This window comes from Chryseobacterium sp. S0630 (genome assembly GCF_024158915.1).
Lineage (GTDB): Bacteria > Bacteroidota > Bacteroidia > Flavobacteriales > Weeksellaceae > Chryseobacterium.
On record NZ_JAMZGF010000127.1, the window covers coordinates 1 to 781 of the forward strand.

General features: G+C 37.0%; 1 protein-coding gene. It reads left to right on the top strand.

What is annotated here, in order from left to right:
* Window positions 1-691 (top strand): transposase (locus NK356_RS24040; protein WP_253318252.1); only part of this gene is annotated, 691 nt, incomplete at its 5' end.
* Between the last annotated feature and the right edge of the window lie 90 nt (window positions 692-781).

The following is a 781-nucleotide window of genomic DNA, read 5'->3' on the forward strand; positions in this document are numbered from 1 at the left end:
CTCCACCGAGAACCAGTTTATTCTGAATTATACCCTTCATCAAACCCCCGCCGATACTACTACTTTAGCTTTCCATCTGGAAAATTTTAAAGACAATATAGGCCAGGAAAAATTCTACGAAATAGAATCCCTTACCGCCGATGCAGGTTACGGAAGTGAAGAGAATTATGAGCTTTTAGAGAAACTTGAAATAGAGGCTTTTGTAAAGTACAATACGTTTGATAAAGAGCAGAACCAAAACTATCAGAGTAAAAATAAAACCTTTAGCAAAGAGCATTTGCACTACAACCAGGAGAAAGACTTTTACGTTTGTCCAATGGGACAACGAATGGAAAAAAATCACGAAAGCTGCAAAACTACCAAGACCGGTTTTGAGCAGACCATATCGCATTACAAGGCCAAAAACTGCCAAGGGTGTCCATTAAGAAGCATGTGCCATCAATCCAAAGAAAACCGAAGCATAGAGAGAAATCACAATCTGGAACGTCATAAAGAACTCACTCGAAAGCGACTGAAAAGTGAAGAAGGGATAGAAAAACGTAAAAAAAGATGTTACGATGTAGAGCCTGTGTTTGCCAACCTCAAACACAATCACCATTTTAAGCGATTTATGCTAAAATCGTTGAAAAAAGTAGAAATTGAGTTCGGTTTACATGCTTTAGCACACAACTTAAGAAAAAAAGTGGCATAAAAATACACTTCAAATCAAAAAAATCATCCTAAAAAAATAATATGGGTAGTTTATAAACAAAAACCGCCTCAAGGAAAATGAGACGGCTTC